General features: G+C 44.5%; 19 protein-coding genes. 11 read left to right on the top strand and 8 right to left on the bottom strand.

The window, feature by feature from the left end:
• Positions 1 to 18: 18 nt before the first annotated feature.
• Together F3I09_RS10100 and F3I09_RS10095 are read right to left on the bottom strand one after the other, a co-directional pair.
• Positions 19 to 567: a hypothetical protein gene (locus F3I09_RS10100; RefSeq protein ID WP_149694910.1), complete on the bottom strand. Its 549-nt coding sequence runs from the start codon at positions 565 to 567 to the stop codon at positions 19 to 21.
• Between the two features lie 172 nt (positions 568 to 739).
• Positions 740 to 1,174, bottom strand: a complete 435-nt coding sequence (locus F3I09_RS10095) for a hypothetical protein (RefSeq protein WP_149694909.1) — start codon at positions 1,172 to 1,174, stop codon at positions 740 to 742.
• Between the two features lie 198 nt (positions 1,175 to 1,372).
• Between F3I09_RS10095 and F3I09_RS10090 the strand changes: the two genes are divergently transcribed.
• Entirely contained in the window at positions 1,373 to 2,098 is a 726-nt protein-coding gene (locus tag F3I09_RS10090; RefSeq protein ID WP_149694908.1) for an SDR family oxidoreductase, read from the top strand.
• Between the two features lie 305 nt (positions 2,099 to 2,403).
• On the opposite strand, the gene F3I09_RS10085 is transcribed toward F3I09_RS10090, so the two are convergent.
• Positions 2,404 to 3,090, bottom strand: coding sequence for a DUF1361 domain-containing protein (locus tag F3I09_RS10085; protein WP_149694907.1), 687 nt, complete (start codon positions 3,088 to 3,090; stop codon positions 2,404 to 2,406).
• 24 nt (positions 3,091 to 3,114) lie between these two features.
• On the bottom strand, positions 3,115 to 3,861 hold the full coding sequence (locus F3I09_RS10080; protein WP_149694906.1) for a ferritin-like domain-containing protein: 747 nt from the start codon (positions 3,859 to 3,861) through the stop codon (positions 3,115 to 3,117).
• A gap of 457 nt (positions 3,862 to 4,318) precedes the next feature.
• Here F3I09_RS10080 and F3I09_RS10075 point away from each other — a divergent pair, with 457 nt between their 5' ends.
• Positions 4,319 to 5,410: an amidohydrolase family protein gene (locus F3I09_RS10075; RefSeq protein WP_149694905.1), complete on the top strand. Its 1,092-nt coding sequence runs from the start codon at positions 4,319 to 4,321 to the stop codon at positions 5,408 to 5,410.
• A gap of 51 nt (positions 5,411 to 5,461) precedes the next feature.
• On the opposite strand, the gene F3I09_RS10070 is transcribed toward F3I09_RS10075, so the two are convergent.
• Both F3I09_RS10070 and F3I09_RS10065 read right to left on the bottom strand, forming a co-directional pair.
• A complete protein-coding gene (locus F3I09_RS10070; RefSeq protein WP_149694904.1) occupies positions 5,462 to 5,821 on the bottom strand; it encodes a DUF6717 family protein in 360 nt (119 codons plus the stop codon).
• Positions 5,822 to 6,679: 858 nt separating this feature from the next.
• Positions 6,680 to 7,063, bottom strand: coding sequence for a hypothetical protein (locus F3I09_RS10065; RefSeq protein ID WP_149694903.1), 384 nt, complete (start codon positions 7,061 to 7,063; stop codon positions 6,680 to 6,682).
• A 161-nt stretch (positions 7,064 to 7,224) separates the two neighbouring features.
• Here F3I09_RS10065 and F3I09_RS10060 point away from each other — a divergent pair, with 161 nt between their 5' ends.
• Positions 7,225 to 9,207 carry a sensor histidine kinase gene (locus F3I09_RS10060; RefSeq protein WP_149694902.1) on the top strand — a complete coding sequence of 661 codons (1,983 nt, stop codon included), beginning with the start codon at positions 7,225 to 7,227 and terminating at the stop codon, positions 9,205 to 9,207.
• Positions 9,197 to 9,832: a response regulator transcription factor gene (locus tag F3I09_RS10055; RefSeq protein WP_149694901.1), complete on the top strand. Its 636-nt coding sequence runs from the start codon at positions 9,197 to 9,199 to the stop codon at positions 9,830 to 9,832. The genes F3I09_RS10060 and F3I09_RS10055 overlap by 11 nt, the downstream gene beginning before the upstream one ends.
• 3 nt (positions 9,833 to 9,835) lie before the next feature.
• Here the strand turns inward: F3I09_RS10055 and F3I09_RS10050 are convergent, their stop codons facing one another.
• On the bottom strand, positions 9,836 to 10,417 hold the full coding sequence (locus F3I09_RS10050; RefSeq protein ID WP_149694900.1) for a zinc-dependent metalloprotease family protein: 582 nt from the start codon (positions 10,415 to 10,417) through the stop codon (positions 9,836 to 9,838).
• The gene (locus F3I09_RS10045; protein WP_149694899.1) at positions 10,407 to 11,372 is read right to left on the bottom strand and encodes a hypothetical protein; all 966 of its coding nucleotides are present in this window, start codon (positions 11,370 to 11,372) and stop codon (positions 10,407 to 10,409) included. Before F3I09_RS10045 ends, F3I09_RS10050 begins: the two co-directional genes overlap by 11 nt.
• 125 nt (positions 11,373 to 11,497) lie before the next feature.
• Between F3I09_RS10045 and F3I09_RS10040 the strand changes: the two genes are divergently transcribed.
• The 7 genes from F3I09_RS10040 (at position 11,498) to F3I09_RS10010 (ending at position 18,578) form a co-directional block, all read left to right on the top strand.
• Positions 11,498 to 12,052: an RNA polymerase sigma factor gene (locus tag F3I09_RS10040; protein ID WP_149694898.1), complete on the top strand. Its 555-nt coding sequence runs from the start codon at positions 11,498 to 11,500 to the stop codon at positions 12,050 to 12,052.
• Complete coding sequence (locus F3I09_RS10035; RefSeq protein ID WP_149694897.1) at positions 12,030 to 12,692, top strand: hypothetical protein; 663 nt, start codon at positions 12,030 to 12,032, stop codon at positions 12,690 to 12,692. The genes F3I09_RS10040 and F3I09_RS10035 overlap by 23 nt, the downstream gene beginning before the upstream one ends.
• A gap of 8 nt (positions 12,693 to 12,700) precedes the next feature.
• Positions 12,701 to 13,807, top strand: a complete 1,107-nt coding sequence (locus tag F3I09_RS10030) for a hypothetical protein (RefSeq protein ID WP_149694896.1) — start codon at positions 12,701 to 12,703, stop codon at positions 13,805 to 13,807.
• An 80-nt stretch (positions 13,808 to 13,887) separates the two neighbouring features.
• Positions 13,888 to 14,706, top strand: coding sequence for an AraC family transcriptional regulator (locus F3I09_RS10025; RefSeq protein WP_149694895.1), 819 nt, complete (start codon positions 13,888 to 13,890; stop codon positions 14,704 to 14,706).
• Positions 14,707 to 14,803: 97 nt separating this feature from the next.
• A complete protein-coding gene (locus tag F3I09_RS10020) occupies positions 14,804 to 15,184 on the top strand; it encodes a VOC family protein (protein ID WP_149694894.1) in 381 nt (126 codons plus the stop codon).
• Between the two features lie 51 nt (positions 15,185 to 15,235).
• Entirely contained in the window at positions 15,236 to 17,611 is a 2,376-nt protein-coding gene (locus F3I09_RS10015; RefSeq protein WP_149694893.1) for a GAF domain-containing protein, read from the top strand.
• A gap of 112 nt (positions 17,612 to 17,723) precedes the next feature.
• Positions 17,724 to 18,578 (top strand): helix-turn-helix domain-containing protein, encoded by an 855-nt coding sequence (locus F3I09_RS10010; RefSeq protein ID WP_149694892.1) that lies wholly within the window; start codon positions 17,724 to 17,726, stop codon positions 18,576 to 18,578.
• Positions 18,579 to 18,593: the final 15 nt, after the last annotated feature.

Genomic DNA, 18,593 nt, shown 5'->3' with positions numbered 1-18,593 from the left:
CAGTATTTTAATATTGCATTACCTCAGCCCCACTTTCATGTTTGCCCCGATATGAGCGGCAGGTTTGATAGAGGGCGCCTTCAGGTTATTGTGCACAGCTCCCACAGCTTTAACAGAGGAGGAAGCGGCAACTTTCGTATGATTTTTTACACCTGCATCTACTGATTTTACAGTTGCTTTTGTACCCACAGCGGTCTGCTTGATTTCGCTGCCGGCAGCCGCGCTGATATTTTGCGTGCTTTTAACAGTCGCACTGCTTGTGCTGTTTACACTATTCTTTAATGCGTCTGCATGTTCAGTTGCAGCAGAAATGTTTGCTTTGCCCTCAGAAGCAACAGCTGTACTATTTTTAGTAGTTATTCCGGTTGATGCATTTGCAGCCCCATTAGTCCCTGTTTTTACATTATCTGGTTTAATATCAGCCTGGGAAACAGTCTGTGCAGACGCTGTTCCGTTCACTGAATTGGTCCCGATAGTCGCTGATTGGTTTGTTTTTACAGTTGCCTTCTGAGCAAATACAGCGCCGGAAAATAAAAAAGCAGTAACGACAAAAAGTGTTGTTTTCATACAATTCCAATTTTAAGTTAGTATTTATTACTTGTTGATACAAACTTAGATGCCCAACATGAAGAAAAAATGAAAAACGGGTTGTAGGGGGAGGAAGTGTTCAACCTACATAATATATAATAAAAAAGGAGGGGAAATCCCCCTCCTCGCTTACATTGATTGTTATTGCGTGTCAGTTTTGCTTTTTTGCGGGCATTAACATACCGGGATAAAACACTCCGTCAGCCTGTTTCAATTCCAGCCCAAGTAACTTTGCTATCAGTGGCGCCACGTCTTCCAGTCCTATTTCCGGGAACACGGCTCCCTTATTCAGGCCAGCGCCCATAGCAACGAAGCCGGTACGGATCTCTTTGAAATCAGGAAAATAGCCATGTGCGCCTCCTTTGCCGGCCCTTAACTCCGGACCATCTGCACTGTTGTTGAAGGAGATTCCCTGTACGCCTGTAATTGCCAGTGTGGCAGCGGGATCACTATGTATACTGTCCATCACGGAGCGGTCTATTACACGGAACAGTTTTCTCACAGAGAGTGGCAGTTCTGCCAGTATTTGTTTTACCTGCTGTAGTGTTTTTTCAAATGGATACCTTCCACGTAGCCGATCATTCATCTACTTATAGAAACCTGCAGGGTACTGTGGAACATTTACATTACCATCCGGGACAGATAGTGATCCTGAAAAAGCTGATTAAGGCTGGTAATTAAACCGTGCTGTTTGAATTTCGCAATTGATGGTTTGATGTGCGTAATTGGTATAATGCAGCCCCTTCTTAATTTTACTTATTATTCATCGTAAACAGATCAATCCATGAAACTAACAGGAAATAAAATTTTAATTACCGGCGGCGCCAGCGGTATCGGGCTGGGGCTTGCAGAAAGATTTCTACAGGAAGGCAATATCGTGTTGATCTGCGGAAGACGTGAATCTGCCCTGAAGGAAGTGACGGATAAATATCCTGCTATCATTACCAAAGTATGTGACCTATCTGCAGAAGCTGGACGGGAAGACCTTTATAACTGGATTGCTGCCAATCACAGTGATCTGAACGTACTGGTGAACAATGCGGGTATCCAGAACTGGATGAATATTACAGATGAGGATTTTTATCAGCGTGCAAAGAATGAGATAATTACAAACATCGAAGCTCCTGTGCATTTAACAGCGCTTTTTAGTAACCTGAAATCATTGAATGCTATCATGAATGTAACGTCAGGGCTGTCTTTTGTACCATTGACCAAAGTACCTGTTTACAGTGCGACCAAGGCGTTTTTCCATTCATTCACGCGCTCATCACAATACCTGCTCAAAGCAAAAGGTATAGAAGTAATTGAAGTAATACCGCCTGCACTCAATACCGATCTCGGTGGAAAGGGCCTGCATGATGCTGCTCCTCCGGTGAGTGATTTTGTAGACGCAGTATTTAACCAGTTAAAAGAAGGTAAAACAGAACTGACTTTCGGATTCAGTGAGGCGATGTCAAAAGCCGGTCCTGAAGAGCTTAATAACGCTTTTAGCAGGATGAACCCAAGCTGACGGAGTATAGCGCAAAAAATGCTCCTGACGTGCTTATTTACGCTTATTAGATGACACTGTTTTACAGACAATAGTGTCATCTAATCCCTGCAATTTTTAACGCTTAATTTCTGATTTGGATCCGGATAGCCCCGCTTTGTTAGATGCTGTGTTTGTAGCGCGGGACGTAACCCCGGGGATCCCGGTGTTTATAGCACAAATCATAATAGGACTCCGTCAGGAGCCTGTGTTTGTAGCGCAGGGTGTAACCCCGGGCATCCCGGTGTTTATAGCAGACGTCATCAACAAATCATAATAGGACTCCGTCAGGAGCCTGTGTTTGTAGCGCGGGGTGTAACCCCGGGACGTGTGATAACCCCGGGTAATCTGAATTGTTTTAACGTGAAATAAACAATACCAAACATAGTTCCAAACAGAAAGGTAAACGCCCACATCATCATATGCTCCTGCGGCCGGAAAATATGCAGAGAGAAGGTATGTAAAAGTTTTTGCGGTTCAGTAACAGCATCCCAGCTATTGAAGCGCAGATATCTGCCTATATAAACACCATAGCCGCATAATATAAAACTAATGATCACAGATATCTTCACCCATCTGTCCCTCAGGTACTTCGACAGAAACTGTTCTGTCTGCATAAGTGATACAATCCCCAGCAATAGACCGTTCCATGCTGCAGATGTCACCAGCAACAGATCAAACCATTTTGGAACAGGAGGTTTTTCTGCATAATGGAAAAGATCTGTTATCATATAAGGCGCATTAGGGAAAAATGCCAGCCAACATGTTAATAACAGTATTGCCCTGAGATTGAACCTGTTCAGCCGGACCAGGGAACGGCTGAATAACAAGGGTAGCACCGCCAGGAAGGTATTCCAGATATAAAATCCGTAAACCAGTTCTTTCGTATAGATGCTCCTTGTTAACAGCAACAACATGGTAAATGACACAGATACCAGCAGCATTCTTTCAAGCGGGGAAATATTCTTTAGCATGTAAACAAATAATTTAAGACCTTGTCAGTGTGCAATAGCACTGTTTCCGAACACAGCGCTGTTGGCTGTTATGCGATTGATGATTCTGTTGTACTTGTATCTCATCTTGATCATATATTTCCTGAAAGTATTACCGCCTGCTTTGAACAGCTTCTTATGCGCCATCCATACTACGAGCGCAGTAGAGAAGTAGAAAATATAATAGGCCTTATGGGCGATTGCTTTCCCCAAAGCGGTCTTGCCGTTGAAGATGATTGACAGCCGCTCGGTCTGAAACTCAATATGAGGCGCTTCATCAATAAGTATATCAGTACAGATCTGCTTCAGTAACTTACACCTGGTGGCGTCTTTCATGGATTGATAGAATACTTGTGCGGTACTTTCCACAACGGTAACTGTCAGTGTCCATATTTCCATATTAGCATTGAAGTACCTCACTTTTCTGAAAAGAGTATCCCCGAGATCCGCTTTGATCCTTGGTTTTCCTATTCTGTCCAGGTAAATCCCTAAGTTGTTGCCATGTTTCTGCTCTTCCTTTATAAATAGTGCGGTGGCTTCAATATAAGGCAGATCATTTGTCTGTTTTGCATACCTGGTCACTGCCTTCAGTAAATGTCTGCCGTCAGATGTCTCTCCCAGCTGCCAGGCCTGCAGGGAGTGTAATATTGCTGAAATTTCCTGCTCAGAAATATCAGGGCTCAAAGACCAGTCTATACGTTGTTTTTTTGCGTTTTCTTTAAAGTGCAAAATCCACTGATTACTTGTCTTCATATGTCATGTTTTATCATAGTTAGTACAGGTCAATAATTGTTCTATATGCTTTGTATTACAAAGTGTAAGGGCAGAAAAAATGACAAGACAATGCCTATATCAGACGATCAGCATTATTGCTTGTCTTGATCCAATGAACCGGGTTACTAAAAGCATACAAAAGATGCAGATAACATCAGGTCCGGGTACCATTATAGTACCCCTGAAAGAGCAACTATCGGCAATAGGTGAACAGAAATGGTTCCGGCTAACTGCATTACAGTTAATAGGTTACAAATGAATGCAGGCAGGTGTTCCTCATCCGTAAAAGTGTATTTAAAGCACTTTGAATAACAAAGTAAATGAATAATTTTAACTTTAAACAAAATATTTTTCCCTTCCGTTTACCGCTCATAAAAGCTTGCTTTTGATACTTATGATCTTTTTATAAATTTAGATTAAACTATCTCTACAACATATGCGTAAACTGTCTATTGTCGCCTGTGCCTTAATATGTACAAGTTCTATGTGTTATGGTCAGGAAAGACCCACCATTGATTTTGAGAAATACGACCCGCCTTCCTCCCTGGTGGTACCGGAACACAAGCTGACCAGGGCGAAGTTTCCTTTTATAGATGTGCATAATCATCAGAATGGGTTGTCGTCAGGAAACCTGCGTGACCTCTTGCAGGACATGGATGCCCTGAATTTGAAAGTGATGGTGAACCTTAGCGGTGGAAACGGCAGTCGTCTGAAAGCGCAGACAGACAATGTAAAGAGTAAGGCGCCCAACCGGTTTATCATTTTTGCGAATATTGATTTCAGCGGCATAGGAGAGGAGGGATGGACAGAGAAAGCTGTGCGTCAGCTGACGGAGGATGTGAAGAATGGTGCAAATGGTCTGAAAGTATTCAAGAACCTTGGTCTCAGCGTACGTGATAATAAAGGCAAGCGGGTAGCTATTGATGATCCCCGCCTGGATGCCATATGGGACCAGTGTGGTAAGCTGAAAATACCTGTATTGATACATGCCGCTGATCCGAAACAATTCTGGCAACCGGAAGATTATAACAACGAACGCTGGCTGGAGTTGATCACTCATCCGGGCCGCAAACGCAGTGACACTGATCCCGCGCCCTGGGAGCAGATCATTGAAGAGCAACACCGTATGTTCAGGAAACATCCGGGTACCACCTTTATAAATGCACACTTCGGCTGGTATGCAAGCGACCTGGCTCATTTATCGCAGCTGATGGACGAGATACCGAATATGTATGTTGAATTTGGAGCAGTGATTGCTGAACTGGGACGGCAGCCAAGGATGGCAAGGCAGTTCTTTGAGAAGTATCAGAACAGAATCCTCTTCGGTAAAGATTCCTGGCAGCCGGAAGAATATACCACCTATTTCCGCGTGCTCGAAACAGCAGATGAATACTTCCCGTACCACAAAAAATATCATGCTTTCTGGCGTATGTATGGTATGGCACTGCCGGATGATATATTGAAGAAGGTATATTATCAGAATGCCTTGAGGATCATTCCGGGGATAGATAAGAGCTTGTTTGAATAATACTGTATTGATAAGGGGGCTGATCTTTCAGCCCCCTTTTACATTATAACATCATCCATTGTTTGTAACCGGACTTACATAAATGGCCTCCGGAAGATCTGCAAATACATGTTCTGTAACTGCGCAAAGCCACATCGGATGATTAACGGGTTCACCTTTATACGTTTCCATTATATAGTTACCTCCACCTATAGAATCGCGTAAGTCGCTAACCAGTTTAACCGTATCCGATCCCTCAAAAGGTTCGTCACTCATATCAATGAAGCATTCGTTACCATCACCACTGATCTTGTCAAGCATTGTATCAGCACCTTCCACCATCTCCAGCTCACCAATACCTCCTTCCCAGCCGGGAAGATCAATGTACCACCTGTTTGAAAGCGTTTTGTAAAATCTGAATGTGTGTCTCATGTTTTTGGAGTTTAAAAGGATGCAAAGGTAATGCATCATTCCATTCCTCATTACAAGAACAGATGATATCTTATTATAACATTAAAACAATATTTCAAAGAACTAAGCTGTTGTGATGATGGCCTCCCGCCAGGCTAATCATTGAACACAGTAACAAACGGTGAACAATCTGGCAGTGGTCAGCACTTTAATAGTGGTTACCCCTCTGCCTGGGTATGTTTGTTCATGATTTACAATGCAATGTTAGGGAAGAATCCCAAGCGGTTTTAAACAATGTATACGAAAGCCTCTTATGTCGTTATAAAGGCCTTTAATCGCGTTATAAAGGCGGTTTATCCCTACGGTAACAATGTCAGTATCTCCATCTGACTTGCATGCAACGTGCATATGATCAGGATCTTCCTCCGTCTTTCTTCCGTTAAAAACGGAGGAAGAACGGAGGAAGAACGGAGGAAGATCCTGATCATATGCGGGTCATATGCTGGTTTATGCTGGTTTGATGCAGGACATATCCGGGATTTACTTTGTATATAACCAGGATGTGATTAGCATTATCTTTCGTTAATCCTTCGTTCGGAACGAAAGATTAACGAAGGATAATGCTAGTCATATGCAAGTTGTATGCAACTTAAATACACCTGAAACAGGCACTCTATACGCATACAGAGAAAGGAGCCGCGTTGCTGGCTATTGTCCGGGACTTATATCTGTGAGGAAAGAAAGATTGGGGATCTGGTCCTATGGAGTTCTGCAAATATTCCAGATAGAAAAGGCAGCATTTGATTGCTGCCTTTTTTTGTTGAAATCCCAACAAAAGATGTCCCCTTTATGTACAGAATATGTTACTGTCACGCAATGTTAGAAGCCGTAGGTAGCCGACGCGCTGAGAATTTGCCCCGTTGAAGTACCTTCTTTTTTCAGTTCCCCGTCCACAAATATCTGCACTTTTAATGATGAAGATGCGTTTGCTCCTGTCGCACTAACTGCTGCTGTTACCGCCACTGTACCTGCCGGAACGGTGATCTCAGGACTTGTCCATGTAGTGCCGGTAAGGCTGGTAGCGGTTGTCTGGTTGCTATCGTAAGCATAAGCAGCTACAGAGATGTTGGAACCTGTACTGGCCGTTGCCTTGAATACTACTTTGTGTGAAGTGGATGCTGGTTTGTTATCATCGTCTTTAGAACAACCAGTAAAAGTTGAGGCCAACATCAATGCCAGAAGCGCGTTTCTTAAAAATTTCATACATGCAAAGTTTGGTAAAATGCCTACTCTTTCAGTTAATCAGTTTTCGGCGTCCCTGTTTATCGGAAAACAAAGGTATACCTGACCGTTAGGCATGACAATACCGGGAACCGGTGATTTATTTCTACCTGTTTCCAGGTATTTTTTTAATTTTACTGACCATGATCCGTTTACTTAACCTTATAGCATTATTCGTAATCATCTCTTTATGTTGTAAAGCCCAGCTGCCTCTTGATCAACAGAGATATTATGATAGCTTAACGACCATATTACATCAAACAAGCTCCGATAGTTTAAAGGCGAGGGCCTATTATGGATTGGTATATTATTGGGTGCCCAGGGACACAGCCAGGGCAAGACAATGCCTGGATGAGGCGCGCCGGCTCAGTAAACATTATCCCTTCCTGCATGCTATATCCTATGCACATGAGGGCTATCTCTATTATAGTTCCGACATAGACAGAAGTGATGCGGCCTTTGCGAAGGCAGACAGCTTTTTGAACAGTTTCACTACAAAAGAAGCATACCAGTCAAGGGCAAACGTGTGGATAAACCGCGCGGCCATCAGGCAGCGAAAAGATGATGACAGGGCCTATATTGACATTATACTGAACAAAGTCATTCCATATGCACTCCAGGCGGGAGACAGCGCTATTGTGGCATCCCAGTATGTAGGCGTAGGTGTCGCCTTTATGAACCTGGAACAATACGACAAAGCCGAACCTTACTTTGACAGGGCCATTCAAATCTTCCGGTCGACCAATGCGCAGCCTTCAAGATTAGTGGCAGCATTGAACAGGGCAGGAGAAAACTACACCTACCTGAAAAAATATGATGAGGCAAAGAAGACAGTCGCCGCTGTAAAGACATTGCTGGCTCCTTATCCGGAATCGGAGCTGTATGCCGTGCACTATATGGTGGAAGGATTGTGTTATTTGCATGATCAGCAGTATACACAGGCGGAGGCCAGCTTTGATAAGGGAATGGCAGCAGCCAAAGGTCCCAATAAAGCGTATGTGATACAGGAGCTGTTGTTCTATAAGGTCAAAGCATTGCTGGCGAATAAGAAATATGAACCGGCCAGACAGATCCTCCTGGAGCTTTCGGAAGATGAGGAAGTGATGGAGCTGGGCAGCAGCAGGCTGGAAGTGTATGAAGGACTGGCAGAGAGTTATGCAGGACTGGGCCAGATGAAGCTTGCTTACGAGTGGATGAAGCAGTCCCGCCACCTGAGCGATAGCCTGCATGAGAGCGATGTTACGAATGATATCAATGCCCTGGAAATGAAATACCAGCGTGCAGAAAGCCAGAAAGAGATTATTACACTGAAAGCGAAAAATGAACAGGCAGCTCTCTCGGCGAAGAACAGTCGCTTATATATATTACTTCTTGCTTCAACCACCTTGCTCTTACTGATAGTAGCCGTATTTGCATTGTTGTACTATCGTAGTAACAGGAAATTACTGGTGCAGAAAGAGCTGAATCATCAGCAGGAATTGAAAGAAATAGAACAACAACAACGCCTGCAGTTCGGTCAGGCCGTGTTACAAGGTGAGGAACAGGAACGCCGCAGACTGGCTCAGGACCTGCATGATGGCCTGGGAGGAATGCTGGCGGGTGTTAAATTAAACCTGTCTGGCCAGGTGGAGAAGATAGCTGCTGAAGAACAGCACGAACTCCGGAAAACAATCAGTCAGCTGGATGATTCAGTGACAGAACTGCGCCGTATTGCTCATAATATGATGCCGGCAAACCTGCTGAAGTTTGGACTGCAGACAGCATTGAAAGACTTAAGCGAATCATTGATGACAGCCGCTGTGAAAATAGATTTTCAGGCCTATGGTATTGAATCGTCTATGCCGGAACAAACACAGATAAACATCTACCGTATTATACAGGAACTACTGGCAAATGCTATCCGTCATGCCGATGCCAGTAATATTATCCTGCAGTGCAGCCAGGATGGAGATACTTTCCTGATCACACAGGAAGACAATGGAAAAGGCTTTGATACTTCCATCAGCGGGAAAGGTATTGGACTCGGTAATATCAGGAACAGGGTGGGCTTCCTGAGAGGAATGATGGATATTACATCTGTTATCAACGAAGGAACCACGATAAATATAGAACTACATGTCGGATAATAAGACCACACTCGCCATTGTGGATGATCATCCAATTGTACAGGAGGGATTACAGAAACTGCTGGTGAATGCGCCAGATATCACTATTGTGGGATGTTTTACCACAGGCACAGATTTCATTCGTTTTCTGAAGGAACATGCTGTAGATATTGTCCTGCTGGATATCAGCCTGCCTGATGTCAGTGGTATCGATCTTTGCAGGGAAATAAAGAAGCTGTGGCCCGATACCAGTGTGTTGGCCCTGAGCAATCATAGCGAACGCAGTATGGTGCTGCAGATGTTGCAGCATGGCGCGACAGGGTACCTGCTGAAAAATATCTCCGGAGAAGAATTAATAGCTTGCATTAACGAGGCATTGAACGGGCAGGTCACTTTCAGTAAAGCAGTTAAGGAGATTATGTCCAGGCCCTCTGTGAATGAATTAAAGGATGTGCCAAGGCTCACCAAAAGAGAAAAAGAGATCCTGCAATTGATAGCTGATGGTATGACGACGACTGATATCGCCGGGACATTACATTTAAGTCCCTTAACAGTAGAGACGCATCGAAAAAGCCTCTTGCAGAAATTTGAAGTGAAGAATGTGGCGGCAATGATGAGGGCGGCTATAGCGTTGAAGCTGATATAAGCATTATAGCTTCCAGCCTTTCTTTTGCAGGTAAGCAGTACATTTTTCACAGAAAGCCTTTTCTTCTCCGGTAGGATCGCCACCTTTGGCGTCACGCATGTAACAGGTCGAAACAGGGCAATGTTGTAATCCCATGTTGTGCCCCAGTTCATGAATAACTAATTTGTAGAAGTGCTGTTTGTCCTTTAAGCGATAACTGGATACGACGCAGGCTTTCCCCGGACAATAACCCAGTCCCATCACACCATAATCCGCATATTCTCCTTTAGTAGTACTGATATCCTGCATGGTGATGCCCACGTATATCTCATTTGCTTTCCCCTGCCTGCTCATCCAGCGTATCAGGGAATCCGCCCTGTAGCGGTTCCGCGGAGCATAAAAGGCCATGGCCGGTATTTCTATGCCAGGAAGCAGTTCTGCATGGGCAGAGATTTTTTGTATGTTATCGTAAGCCTCCTTTATATAACTTTCCTTTACCTTACCCAGCGGGAGTATTTTGATATGTATATCGGGTATTTTGCGGCTGTCAACATTGTTATGACAGCTGCTAAGGATAAGGAATATAGCCAGCAGTCTAATTACCATATTCAGCTCTTTGTTTGACGATTTGCAGGATATTATTCTGGATATCTTTCATGATCCATCCGGCCCACCAGCTGGCATAGAAATTAAAGGAAGTCGTCAGTTTGAAATGACTGTACAGATGCAACCTGTAAGTATGATCATTTAAGGGCTCAAGCTCATAAGTACCATTCAGTACGTCAAAATAATCGCCTCCTACTACTATATGCTCATCCATCGTGGTAGATGGAATATCATAGGGATTCGCTTTGATAGTAAAACTCATTTTCCGCTGATGCTCGTAATCTGTTACAGTTTCATCGAATATCAGGCCTTTATCAAAGATAGCCTTACGGAAAGCGCCCTTGCCTTCGAAGTTCAGTTCCGCTTTTATAGGACGGGGAAACCCAAGAAATCTTGTGAACCAGCCTTTATCCTGTGTGGCACTGATTTCCCTTACGCGTGTTACGTTATTCCAGATCTGCTCTTTGTTAGCATGGATATCTATGTAGGTGTCTGCCTTATAGCGACCGGGTATTTTGGCAATGCGTTGTTCGATGGGAGAGATGAACAATGGTAGCAGTACAATGAGTGAAATGTATCTCTTCTCGTGTTTATGGTTTTCTATCTTGATGAACCCTGCTATAAAGCCTCCCACAGAAGCGGCCACAAGGAAGACTGGCAAAATCATGATCCAGCATGCCCAGCCTTCAATGCTAAGCAGTGTGGTAACAATAAAGAAGATAAAGATCGGCAGCCATGGCATGAATATACGATAAGCGCTGGAGTACACCTTTTCAATGGGAGAAAGATTGATAGTTAATGCACCGAGGCCAAAAGGAACGAAGAACAGGAAGGCAAGGTTCATCAGCACAAAAAAACCGTTCAGCTCAGCAAGACCAAAAAGGCCACGGGCAATCAGGGCGAATACAACGGGTATAATAACCGCGAATACGACTTTCTTGCTTGGATATCTCATATGTAAGGGAATATGTCCCTAAAGATAGTCAAAGCCGCTATAATATTCCTTTCAGAAAAATTTATTTGACCAGGCAACCCTTTCTCTGTAAACTGCATTTATTGAAGTATAAACCCGCTGTTCTCTTGACTATACCGGAACTCATAAAAGAAGCAAAAAAAGGCAGTACCGCCGCCCAGCGCTACCTGTTTGACCTGTTGTCGGACAGGATGCTGATGGTATGCCGCCGCTACGTCAGGAATCAACAGGACGCGGAAGAGCTGTTGCTGGACGGCTTTTATAAGTTCTTTAAGTCGCTCCCGGACCTGAACTACCAGGGAGACGCCGCCCTGCACAGCTGGGTGAAGCGGATCATGATCAATGAATGCCTGATGTTCCTGCGAAAGAAGAACGCATTTGTGGTGGTATCGGAACATGTAGCGGAAACAGTGACCCTGGAAGAAGATGTGTTGAACAAGCTGTCGGCCGCAGAGATCTTCAACCTCGTCATACAATTGCCCGCAGGTTATAGAACGGTATTCAACCTCTATGTCATTGAGGGCATGAATCACGGGGAAATAGCTGCCTTGCTGGGAATATCGGAAGGAACCTCCAAGTCCCAGTTAAGCAAGGCCAAATCATTATTGCAAAAAATGCTTACGCAGCAAAATATTGAGTATGTCAAACGAAAAACACAGTGATAGCTGGATAGGTGAACTGGATGCACTGGAAGCCTTACCGGGTGAGGCGCCGCTTGATAAAGCGGTAGTATGGGACCGTTTGCATCAGCGGATGAACGAAAAAGGAACTAAAAAGAGGGTGGTCTGGTACTGGGCAGCGGCTTGTTTGTTCGTCGCAGCTACAGGGCTTCTTCTTCTAAAGCAGGGACATAAAGCACACTTCCCGCCTCCGGCATCATATGTAGCGAATCCGCATAAAAAGAAGATAGATGCAGGAAAAGCGGATATAGCGGAAATGCCTGTTATCGTGAAGAATCCCGCCGTAGCACCGGTACCCGCGGATACTTCTGCCAGAAGAAAGACAGTTCCTGTGAAGGAAAAGAAAGCGGTCACTATATCGGACATAGCGGTCATATTACCACCTATCATAAAGGCAAATCCTCATCCTGATACGATGCTGGCAGAGACGACAGCAGTGGCGGCAGCACCCAAAAAAATGCGGGTAGTGCACATCAACGACGTCGACGGTGACGTGATCGGCAATGCCTATGTATATCCTGAACACAAACAATTCAAAATAGGTCTTAGCGGTCCGGCCGGTTTCGCCAGCCAGATAGTGGCCGATAAGACCCCGCAAACAACTTCTTCGCCCAAAAATTAAATAGCAACATGAAGACGAACATTTACTTTCTGATGCTCTTTATGAGCATCACCGGGATAGCGTATGCCCAGGAAAATAAGCCCGCTGCCAACGAAGACCGGATCTTTGACGTCCCCGCAAATGAGATCAACAAGCGTTTTTTCATCGCGCTCGATAAAGGCGATAAAATGCAGATAGAGCTGGTAGACATGAAAGACCTCGCCCGCATAGGAAATATCGATTCATTACTGAAGATATTTCTAAAGGACTTAACCCCGCTAAAAGATTCCCTGGCCGACGAGCTTACCGTAAAACGTATCGACTATGTAATGGAACCGCCAGCCGCAAAGAAGATCCGTATCAGGCAGGAGAGACCCTCCGGTAAGAGTTTTCTGATACAACAGAACGATGTAGCCGCACTGAAGCTGGAACAGGATACCGTTCATTTCATCGGCGTAGTGGTTGTACCCGGCACCAAAACTATCCACCGTTACAGGATCAGTTTCTTTGTAAATCACCTGGAGGATCTTGTTAATTACGCAGATGGCCGTTTACAGGCACGCCTGGTCAGCCTCAGAGAAAATGTAAACTCTAACTGGGTGAGAGGTGATAAAGGCATGATGCATATCAAAAAAGACTATACCATATCATCCAGCGTACCGGGAGGCTCTATTTATGCGCACGGCGACTACCTGGCCTTCGCTCCGACTGTGGCTATCCAGAACTACAAAAACTACTTTGTGCCATCTTTCAGCGTAGGTACAACAATGATAACCGGCACCATGGGCAGTAGCGGCAGAACGCACGAAATTGGGGCCTACTGGGAGCCTAATTTCTTCTTCGGAAAGAATAGTGAAGGCAAGGTGAAAACCTACCGGAACGATTTCCTGACACTGGCATATGGCACAGGACCAGGAAGGAAGGGAGTGGAAAAAAAAGAGCCCTACCTGCAGTATGTTTTTTCTGTGAGTTATCTTATTCACCGCAGTGGGGACTATCTCGAAAAACATACCTTCCGGGCAGGTATTGGACGGATGTCGCTGTTTGAAGGGAAAACCAAGATAGAACCTGTCCTGTATTTTCATGAATTCTTTAAAGGTGTTACGCCCGGTATGAGACTGATACAAAGTTTTTAATGGTCTCCTTATACACCTCCGCGTTATAGAACCATTTAACCAGAAACAGAGAATTACGGGAATTCCCGTAATTTTCGCTTATGTATACCAGGAACCTTACACAGCAGCTGGAAATCGACTATGTGATCACCGACAAATGGCCTTTGCCCCTGCATAAGCATACCCATTATGAATTGCTTTATATCATGCGGGGAAAAGGGCAGCATATGATCAACGGACATGGTTATAACTATGAGAAGGGAGACTTGTTCATCCTTGTCCCGCAAGACAATCACTTCTTTATTTTTCAGGAGAAGACAGCTGTCTGTCTGGTAAAGTTCCATGAGGATTTCTTCCAGGATTTCCTGCAGGATGCCAGGTTTAAAGCGCTTTTTACCCGCCTCTCATCCCCTTACCGCAAGCTGTCTTCTACACGCAATAACAAGCAACATATAGTACCACTGATGGAACTGATCATGGCGGAACACCGGAAGGATACTGCGTACCAGCATATTATCATCAAAAATGCATTATCCCTGATCATGGCGCTTACCGTCAAAGATGCAGGCGAGCATAACACTACTGCCAAAGATGATAAGATCCAGTCCATCCTCAATTATATTCATCAGCATATTGCAGACAAGCATCTGCTCTCTGTTCAAAAGATGGCAGATACCTTTCTCATCAGCAAAAGCTACTTTAATCAGTATTTCAAAAATGCCACTGGTAGTCCCTATAAGAAGTATGTACAGGAATATGCGTTGAAGCTGATCGCCCAGCAACTGGTGGAGAGGAATAAGACAGTATCCCAGCTGGCGGAAGAATTTGGGTATAGCGATGAGAGTCACCTGAACAGGTCATTTAAAGCGTATTTCAATCAGACTCCCTCTGCGTTTAAGAAACAGCAACAGGCACTTTGACCTATCTTCAGTTTATACAGGATAATCATTGTTTCGTTCAACTTTTCGGCCTCAATGTCGTCTCAACTTTGTACAGGATAATTTTAAAGCCACGGTTATGCACATTGACCATACTACTTTACGGACAGACCATCTGGAGGAAACAAAGGATTTTTTCATCCGGGTTTTTGACCTGGTGGAAGGGCCGAGACCCATCTCCATTGCTAAGGCTATACCGGGACACTGGTTGTATTGGAAAGATGCTCCGTTAGTACATCTTATACCCAGTTCATTTTATCATGACAGAAATGGGAATGCTCCTGCAGAAGCTATTGATCATACCGCTTTTTTTATGGAAGATTATGATAGCTTTAAACAAAGGCTGATTGATCTGAAAATAAAGTTCTCACCTATGGATCTGCCGGATATGGGAGAGCGGCGGATCTTTTTGCGTACGCCGACAGGGATATTGCTGGAGACGGTGTTTAGGGGGGAATAAATGACCTATGTTCCCTAAATTTGTATCAAACGCTCCAAAGAGATCTACGCCATGAGAAAAAACATACTGGACCTTTCCGGCAGCAAAGGCCTCCCTTTACCGCTGGACGCGGCTATTTCCTTTAATTCCTTCGTTGACTACCTCCGTAGGCGGGTAGCAGGGGAGAAAACGGCCAAGGCTGGTATATATAAGCACACGCTGGCATTGTTTGAAAAGCACAATGTACAGGACGTAGACCTTACGCTTGATAACATCCATGAATATGAAGAGTTGTTGGAACAGATGTACGTCTGTCTGTCTCCGCCATTGGCGGATGAATATGAAGTAGCCTGGGGACTTGGTTTCCCTTTTCAACCAGTTATCTTTTACGGTACCCCTATGCTGTTTGAGTTGATGCAGGGTACAGTAGCGGATCAGGATAAGTATGTGGTGACCAAAACACCGGAAGAATATCATCAGAAACGCCTGCAGCTGGTATACTCTTTTATTCTGCAGCGGCTGTATAATTTCCGTATTCCCGTACAGGTAGAGCAATACCATGCCGGTACTAATACCGAAACAGGGCTGTTGCAATACTTTGCAGTACATATCAATACCGATTTCCTGGATGTGGTGCCGATAGGTCCCCTGCCAACGCCTGACTTCACAGAACTGTCTGTCCGTATGGCAGAGGAAGAAGGATATGGGGTTTTTGAAAAGATACTGCCCTTATCTATGTTCAAATTCCGGGGAATAACGATGGTGACAATATCAGATGTTACTGCGGAGAAAGCTGTTGAAAATATTGAGAACGTCAGACTGGCCAGAACGCCGGATAATGATGAGACAAGTTATCATCATGTTATCCAGTCCCTGAAAACGATAGTAGGAAATAATAAGATAGAATTTGACCTGTTCCCGCTGGTAACAGTGAATAATGAGCCCGTGTACGGATACCGGAAAGGAGGAACAGGCATCCTGTTCGAAGTATGGGGCGAAAGGTTGTCGCCGGAAGCCTTCCGTAGAGAGGCGAAAGGTTATTTCTCCAATCCGAACTCTTTTTTCTCTAAGGATCTTTTTGGTCCGAAGGAGATGGAGGTCCCTTTCCTGGATCATTTCCGGAAATTAAAGATCAGGTCCCTGGCGCTGATGCCGGTGTTTTATAATCGTCAGCCGGTAGGAGTCGTGGCCATGCATACCTGGTTGGATGATACATTTGATGAAACAGTTGTTTCATTGCTGGAGCCTGCATTAGCGGCGATAGGAAGCCTGATGCAGGTCTATATAGACGAATTTAACCTGGAGATAGAAAATATCATCAAGGAGAAATTTACCTCCATACAGCCATCAGTACAGTGGAAATTTAATGAAGTGGCCTGGCACTACCTGCACGACAGGAAGAGAGGGCTGCCTGAGAACGCGGAAACGATCCATTTCAGTGAGGTATTCCCGTTATATGGAGCCGTGGATATCAGGAACTCTACCCTGGAAAGGAATAAAGCCATCATTTCCGACCTGGATAGTCATCTGAGCCTGCTGATGAACACCTTAACAGCTTTACAGCAGGAATATCAGTCTGTGCTACAGGAAGAGATGATCTATAAATGTAGCAAATGGAAAGAAGTGCTGAAACAGGAACAACTGAATGGCAGCGATGAGAACAGGCTGGTGACTTTCTTCAGGGAAGAGACAACGCCTTACCTGACGCATCTGTCAAAGCACAACGGCAATAATGCGCTGCTGACAGATTACATGACAGCACTGGAAAAGTTCAATAGTAATGTGTATGGCAACAAACATGCACTGGAGCAGTCCATGCAGATGATCAATAATGTAGTCAATAATTATTTTGAATCAGAGAAAGACCAGCTGCAAAGGTCATACCCCTGCTATTTTGAAAAGTTCAGAACGGATGGAGTGGAATATGATATCTACATCGGACAAGCATTTGCTCCCAATCAGCCATTCAATCACTTCCACCTGAAGAATCTCCGCTTATGGCAATTGTCTTCCATGGCAGCAGTAGCACAACTGACTGCCGCTTTACTGCCGGATATGCCTATTCCCTTGCAAACCACGCAGCTGATCTTCGTACACAATCATACCATTGATATCAGCTTCAGAGCCGATGAAAGAAAGTTTGATGTGGAGGGCGCCTACAATATCCGGTACCAGATGATCAAAAAGAGGATCGATAAGGTACATATTCATAATTCCGAAGAACGACTGACGCAGCCGGATAAGATCGTACTGATCTACTTCGATCGTAAGGACATTGAAGATTATCTCCCTTTCATTAACTATCTGCAGGAAAAGGGAACGCTGAATAATGACCTGGAAGAACTTGACCTGGAAGACCTCCAGGGACTGACAGGCCTAAGGGCGCTCAGGGTGGGTGTCACACCCGGAAATTTTGACGAGATGTCGAAAAAAAGACTCACTAATTAACGAAATGTCGCTAATATTCGATGACTGAATTTCCTTGTAAGTTATTGATTGTTATTTGATTGTGCGTGTGGCATCCATATTGCCTAATATAGCCGAATCAAATTTGCCAGTCATGAGCCACAACGAAGCAAAGTTACCAAGACCCCGGATTGAAATCTTTAACCTCGGATCAGCCGCTGCTAATACGTTGCATGGCCAGCAGGCTTTTAAACTGGAAAATGTCGAGATCCTGTGGTGTAAACATGGCGTCGGTACGATAGAGGCAGATGGAAAGAGCAATCCGGTAAGCGGGCAACAGATCTACTGTTTTCTTCCCGGACAATTGAGGAAGTTTCAGCTGGATCATTCCGCCAGTGGCTACTATCTTTCTTTTTCGCCCGACTCCCTTTATCTGGCCCCTAACCTGAAAGAGATGATGTCTTCTTTTGAAGAATCCATCCTCAACATGCAGCTACTGAGTTTCCGGGCTGATGAATCTATGCAGGAACAACTGGAAGAAATAGTCAGGAAAATGCAGCGGGAGTGCGAGAGTAACCTGTGGATGCGTTCAGAAGTGTTATCCGGCCTGCTCAATGTATTTATGATCTATCTTTCCCGGGAACTGGGAATAGGGGGCCACACACTGATCGTATCAAGAGAAGGTGAGATTGCGCGGAAATTTATGACCATGCTGAAACAGCAATTCATCACCAGGAAAAAAGTAGCTGACTACGCAGATGCATTAAGCGTTACACCTAACTATCTTAACTCCGCTATAAAAAAAGTAACAGGTTTCACCGCCAGTTACCAGATCCATAAACTGATCATCTTGGAAGCGAAACGCCGTATGCTGTATTCCGACTGTAGCCTGAAAGAGATTGCGTTTGACCTGGGATTTGACAACCAGGCGCATTTCAGTAAGTTCTTCAAATCCAAAACAGGCATGAACTTCACCCGGTTCAAACATAGCCTGGCAGATGCTGTATAAGGATCTGTTCCGGAA

The sequence above is a fragment of the Chitinophaga sp. CF418 genome, from assembly GCF_900142925.1.
Taxonomy (GTDB): domain Bacteria; phylum Bacteroidota; class Bacteroidia; order Chitinophagales; family Chitinophagaceae; genus Chitinophaga.
This window is presented reverse-complemented; position numbering and strand designations above follow the sequence as displayed.

Coding starts and splice junctions, on each gene's coding strand:
- F3I09_RS10100 (WP_149694910.1), bottom strand. CDS start 567: ATGAAAACAACACTTTTTGTCGTTACTGCTTTTTTATTTTCCGGCGCT.
- F3I09_RS10095 (WP_149694909.1), bottom strand. CDS start 1,174: ATGAATGATCGGCTACGTGGAAGGTATCCATTTGAAAAAACACTACAG.
- F3I09_RS10090 (WP_149694908.1), top strand. CDS start 1,373: ATGAAACTAACAGGAAATAAAATTTTAATTACCGGCGGCGCCAGCGGT.
- F3I09_RS10085 (WP_149694907.1), bottom strand. CDS start 3,090: ATGCTAAAGAATATTTCCCCGCTTGAAAGAATGCTGCTGGTATCTGTG.
- F3I09_RS10080 (WP_149694906.1), bottom strand. CDS start 3,861: ATGAAGACAAGTAATCAGTGGATTTTGCACTTTAAAGAAAACGCAAAA.
- F3I09_RS10075 (WP_149694905.1), top strand. CDS start 4,319: ATGCGTAAACTGTCTATTGTCGCCTGTGCCTTAATATGTACAAGTTCT.
- F3I09_RS10070 (WP_149694904.1), bottom strand. CDS start 5,821: ATGAGACACACATTCAGATTTTACAAAACGCTTTCAAACAGGTGGTAC.
- F3I09_RS10065 (WP_149694903.1), bottom strand. CDS start 7,063: ATGAAATTTTTAAGAAACGCGCTTCTGGCATTGATGTTGGCCTCAACT.
- F3I09_RS10060 (WP_149694902.1), top strand. CDS start 7,225: ATGATCCGTTTACTTAACCTTATAGCATTATTCGTAATCATCTCTTTA.
- F3I09_RS10055 (WP_149694901.1), top strand. CDS start 9,197: ATGTCGGATAATAAGACCACACTCGCCATTGTGGATGATCATCCAATT.
- F3I09_RS10050 (WP_149694900.1), bottom strand. CDS start 10,417: ATGGTAATTAGACTGCTGGCTATATTCCTTATCCTTAGCAGCTGTCAT.
- F3I09_RS10045 (WP_149694899.1), bottom strand. CDS start 11,372: ATGAGATATCCAAGCAAGAAAGTCGTATTCGCGGTTATTATACCCGTT.
- F3I09_RS10035 (WP_149694897.1), top strand. CDS start 12,030: ATGTCAAACGAAAAACACAGTGATAGCTGGATAGGTGAACTGGATGCA.
- F3I09_RS10030 (WP_149694896.1), top strand. CDS start 12,701: ATGAAGACGAACATTTACTTTCTGATGCTCTTTATGAGCATCACCGGG.
- F3I09_RS10025 (WP_149694895.1), top strand. CDS start 13,888: ATGTATACCAGGAACCTTACACAGCAGCTGGAAATCGACTATGTGATC.
- F3I09_RS10020 (WP_149694894.1), top strand. CDS start 14,804: ATGCACATTGACCATACTACTTTACGGACAGACCATCTGGAGGAAACA.
- F3I09_RS10015 (WP_149694893.1), top strand. CDS start 15,236: ATGAGAAAAAACATACTGGACCTTTCCGGCAGCAAAGGCCTCCCTTTA.
- F3I09_RS10010 (WP_149694892.1), top strand. CDS start 17,724: ATGAGCCACAACGAAGCAAAGTTACCAAGACCCCGGATTGAAATCTTT.